The sequence below is a fragment of the Lentilactobacillus kefiri genome, assembly GCF_007989105.1.
Classification (GTDB): Bacteria; Bacillota; Bacilli; order Lactobacillales; family Lactobacillaceae; genus Lentilactobacillus; species Lentilactobacillus kefiri.
In genome coordinates, this window is record NZ_BJVK01000065.1 from 1 (window position 1) to 4,706 (window position 4,706).

At 34.1% G+C, this 4,706-nt stretch carries 5 protein-coding genes and 1 pseudogene; 5 read left to right on the top strand and 1 reads right to left on the bottom strand.

Features of this window, described 5'->3' with window-relative positions:
• Both LKE01_RS11395 and LKE01_RS11400 read left to right on the top strand, forming a co-directional pair.
• A pseudogene (locus LKE01_RS11395) lies at positions 1–174 on the top strand (site-specific integrase); the annotation flags it as partial.
• Positions 175–248: 74 nt separating this feature from the next.
• Entirely contained in the window at positions 249–611 is a 363-nt protein-coding gene (locus LKE01_RS11400; protein ID WP_056949709.1) for a TIGR02328 family protein, read from the top strand.
• Positions 612–693: 82 nt separating this feature from the next.
• Here LKE01_RS11400 and LKE01_RS11405 read toward each other — a convergent pair whose 3' ends face one another.
• On the bottom strand, positions 694–858 hold the full coding sequence (locus tag LKE01_RS11405; RefSeq protein ID WP_075168959.1) for an MFS transporter: 165 nt from the start codon (positions 856–858) through the stop codon (positions 694–696).
• 166 nt (positions 859–1,024) lie between these two features.
• On the opposite strand from LKE01_RS11405, the gene LKE01_RS11410 reads away from it, so the two are divergent.
• The 3 genes from LKE01_RS11410 (at position 1,025) to LKE01_RS11425 (ending at position 4,087) form a co-directional block, all read left to right on the top strand.
• Positions 1,025–1,810, top strand: a complete 786-nt coding sequence (locus LKE01_RS11410; protein ID WP_054712564.1) for a ParA family protein — start codon at positions 1,025–1,027, stop codon at positions 1,808–1,810.
• Between the two features lie 54 nt (positions 1,811–1,864).
• Positions 1,865–2,068 (top strand): hypothetical protein, encoded by a 204-nt coding sequence (locus LKE01_RS11415; protein WP_054712561.1) that lies wholly within the window; start codon positions 1,865–1,867, stop codon positions 2,066–2,068.
• Between the two features lie 912 nt (positions 2,069–2,980).
• The gene (locus LKE01_RS11425; protein WP_146979246.1) at positions 2,981–4,087 is read left to right on the top strand and encodes a replication initiator protein A; all 1,107 of its coding nucleotides are present in this window, start codon (positions 2,981–2,983) and stop codon (positions 4,085–4,087) included.
• The last annotated feature ends 619 nt before the right edge of the window (positions 4,088–4,706 follow it).

A 4,706-nucleotide genomic window follows, 5' to 3' on the forward strand; every position in this document is an offset into this window, starting at 1 on the left:
GGGACCCATACGATGCGCAAAACCGGGGCTTATCGCGTTTACACGCAATCAAATTATAATATTGGCTTAGTCATGAATCTGCTCAATCATTCCAGTGAGGCGATGACGTTAGCTTATTTAGGCTTAGACCAGGCTAGTCAAGAAAACATGCTGGGGCAAACCAATTTTGGGTAATATCAAGGAAAACATTACCTCAATCATTTTTTATAATACATTGATAAATAAAATAAAAAATTAGGAGGCTAATTATGCGACTTTGGCATGAGCAACTCATTAGCAAACTTCCTCGCCAACAACTGTTAGGACAGCATCGGGAAATTGCTGCTTTAAGAGGCAATGGCTGGGGAAAAAAGCATGCAACTGTTAATTATGTATTCAATTACTCACCATATAAACTTTATCAATTTCACTTGCTGGTCATGCACGAAATGCAGCGGCGCGGATATCGTCCTAATAAAAAATGGTTTGATCCGCTTTACCGTGGTATCCATTGCGATCCATATATAATTTTGAAAAAGTGTCCGATAACTAACCCGATTTATCCAGAACATAATGATTCGTATTTGAAAGAATGTTTATCTAATTTAGCCAGTAAGGGGATTATTTTATAAATCTAAGAGGGTATCTCATTCGAAATACCCTCTTAGATTTAGCTAGTAATCCGCATTGAATTAAGATACTGGCTAGCTTAATTCAACTTTTAAATTGCTTACGATCTGTTAATAAAGCAATCGGTGAAAGAATTAAAATAATCACCGCTCCTACCAAATAAGTATGACTAAAGGCATGACTGATTTGTCGCTTTTTAGCATGCTTAATTTTTCCCATAGAATTCATTAAAGCTTCTTTTTGTGCCATTTGCTTGAGACCAACCATCAATTTGTGTGGGCCTTGATTTATTTGTTGATTACTCGCATAATCTTATTTCCATGAAATAGCATGCAACAATATATCATATCATGATATATTGTTGCATGCTATTTCATAATATGCTATTATTTACTTGCAAATAAGGAGGAACACTATGAAAATAATTACTTTTTCAGCCATTAAGGGCGGAGTTGGAAAAACAACTTTAACTTTCAATTATGGTGAATGGTTATCTAGTAAGGGTTACAATGTTTTGATGATTGATAGTGATCACCAGTGTAGTTTGACCCAAACGTATGATATTTATAAAGATCATGATACCTTAGCTAATGTTTTTACAAAAGATAATGAAAAAGTAGAAATTATTGAGTTACACAAGAATCTGTCAATTATCCCTGCTTCTATGAATCTAGATACAATTAACAATGATCTTCAAACTAGAGCAAACAAAGAATTATTAATGTACATGTGGTTTTCAGATAACTATAATGAACTAAAAAAATTCAATTATGTATTGATAGATACGCATCCTGATTTTTCAACTATCACACAAAATATGATTGTAATTTCTGATTTCGTTTTCAGCCCAATTGAACCAAGTGAATACGGTTTTATTTCAAAAAGTAATTTGGAATTAAGAATGAAACAATTGAAACAAGATGTAATTAATGTCGAAACTCGACAAAGTTTTGTCACAGCGGAACTTAAATTCATTGGAAACCGGATAAAACATAATACTAAGTCATCTCATGAGTTTGTAGAACAAATGAAAAAAGACCCGCGGACAATTGCACTAATTCCTGAAAGAGAAATATTCAATAAAACAACTCTTAATCACAAACCGCTGATTAAGATGGAGCAAGAAAACAATTCAACACAAAGGGCCAAAGAATTTTTCGAAAATATCGACAATATCTTTGAAACCTTTGCGAAGCAATAGCGTAATATGATATGTCATGCTATATCATATTATGAGACAGAAAGGACTAGTATAATGGCATTTGAAGATAAAATGAATCAACTAAAAAATAGTATGAGCAGCAAACCTGCTAAAAATGAACCAACTGCACCTAGAATTTCAAAATCTTATACTTTGAAGCAAGATATTGCTAATGAACTAACTAGACGTGCAAAAGAGAAAGAATTAACAGCTTCCAGATATTTAGAGAAACTGCTAAAAAAAGAATTTAATCTTTGATTTTCGCTAATTGAAAAAGGGGTAAAATCATGGAAACTACAATGAACGAGATATTCCTTGTTGCTTGTATTATTATTTTTGGCTATTTCCCGTTATCGGCATTTTGAAGAGACATAAAATAGGCGATCGTTTCTTTTTTAGACAATGGTTATTCCCGTTACAATAATGGTTACAAGTACTATTTGAAAAATGGAGTGGTAATCGTCGATCAGTTATCCGTATATTACAAATGATATCCTTGTTTATTACTTATTTATGCGGACCGATCATGCTTTTGATTTTCAGTGCTTTCAACGAATACTTTCTTAAACACCCAGAGGCATTTATATTATTCGAATATTTACTGATATCTTCCGGCTCTTATTGGTTCAAACCCAAAGTAGGCAAAGTGTACAAGACCAAATAAAGTTGCCGGCGGGTAAGCGCTATGCTAGACTAAGATTAATATGACAACCGAATAAAAGATCAAGCTAAACAGAAAAAAGTCCCCAATTCACGAGGAATCAGGGACTTCAGGTTTAGCAAGTAGCTATCTGACAGCTACTTAGATTCAGTCGATTTAGACCGCCAAGTAAAAATCAACTGAATATTGTTCTTAATTTGTAGGTTAATTATACCGCAAACCGGTCCAAAAGGACAAGTTAAGGATAGTTAAAAAACAAATTAAATCCAATGGACTAAGTAGCCAACAGAAGCTGCCTAGTCCATTTTTGTTTAGTTGCTATAAATTAAAAAAGTTGCCGGTTGGTCAACTCACAAACAGACACATGCTGATGAAATTGCAAAGCCACCACTACCAAATGTACGCTTTGTAACTTAGTTAAAGCATATCAGATTTGTATTTTAAAGCAAATCAAATGTTTTGGCAACTCTCTTTTGGGACAGCAGGTGTCAGTCAAGAAGGGAGTTTTTATGATGGATCAAACAAATTTTGAATTTTATAAAAAAGATAACGTTTATGGAACTTTATTTTTTCAATTTCCCAAGGTACTAATGTACGGAGAAAAATATAAACACCTAAGTAGTGATACTAAACTGGCTTACATGGTTCTCAAAGATCGGCTAGAATATTCATTACGAAATAACTGGGTTGACGAAAATGACAATGTTTATTTTGTCTTCACAAACGAAGAATTAAAAAAACTATTTGACTGCTCAAATACAAAAATTGCAAAAATTAAAAAAGAGCTTGAAGGTGCTCATTTATTAATGCAGAAAAGAATGGGTTTTCAACCAAAAGCCGGCCGCCAATTACCCAACCGATTGTATTTAGCGGAATTAAAAGTTAATGAAAAAGATGTTTATTTAAGAGAAAAGAATCTAAATAGCTCCCAATCCCTTGATACGAGCAGACTTCCGAAAAACGGAAATCAGCATGAGACCGTTGAATCCCTTGATACAAGCAGACTTCCGAAAAACGGAAATCAGCATGAGACCGTTGGTAACATATCCCAATCCCTTGATACAAGCAGACTTCCGAAAAACGGACACGATCTATATAAAGAACCTAGAAGCTTAGATACTAATAGATACAATATAGATACTCAAAAGTTAAACTTTTCCACAGCCAACTTTTCACCAGCAGAAATCGACAAGCAAAATCGCGATCTAGTCTCGCATGCTAACGACTTTTTAACTGATCCGGATAGCGGCTTGGAAGTCTTCTTAGAACCCGAAGCTGTTCAACTTCTAAGTTTTTGGTGCCGCACCCCGCAACAAATGCACCGCTTTATCGGCATTATTCTGAATGCCAAATATGCCGTCGAAAAAGAACACCGGGACTTAGGGGTGTGGATCGCCTTGGATGATCCCGAACTAAAGCCCTTAATAACCAAGACGTTAAGACGCTATTTCAATGCCCTAAGAAGCAACGAGAAACATATTAAGAACGTAGAGAACTACTTATACGGTACTATGCAGAACCTGTTTGGCATTTGGTGGAATAAACAGGCTGCAAAGCAGTATAAAAAAGCTCACCCCGAGGAAACTAAAAACTCAGATTCCAACGGATGGGCCTAAAGGCCCTTAAAATTGCTTCTAAGCCGCTTTAGGAGTTTGATATAGATTCATACTAATATTGATTAAAAGCTGCTTAAGCAAAATAATATGGGCTTTAAACAATCATCAAGAAGGAATCAAGATAAAAATAATCAGTGAACAATTAAAAACTATCTGAACTAAAAATCGATAAAAGAGGACTAAGCCCCAGCTAAACAAACTGCAGATATTTTAATAATTGTCAATTTAAAGTAGAATTGGCAGCATATAACAACACAAGAGACCGTTGACTATAGAAAAGCAAGGTAACAAGATCATAGTGATAGAAGACACTTTAGCCTTTAGTGAATTACGGCAGAGAACAGGTAGCGTTGATTTAGGAAAAAATATTTTTTAAACCGTCACTAACTGAAAACAACAAGGGAGAAAAATTTCTATAAAAAATTAACCACTTTCCGATCTATGATTACTAATAAAGCATTAACGATAGTACTAACATTATTAGTGTGTCTCTGAATAAGTGGAATAAATTAATTGCTGATTATTACCAAACTAATAATTTTAAAAAAGTTAAAAATTGAACATATAAGCATACAATTCAGAGGTTAGCCGATCAAAAGATATAAAATATAAATAATGA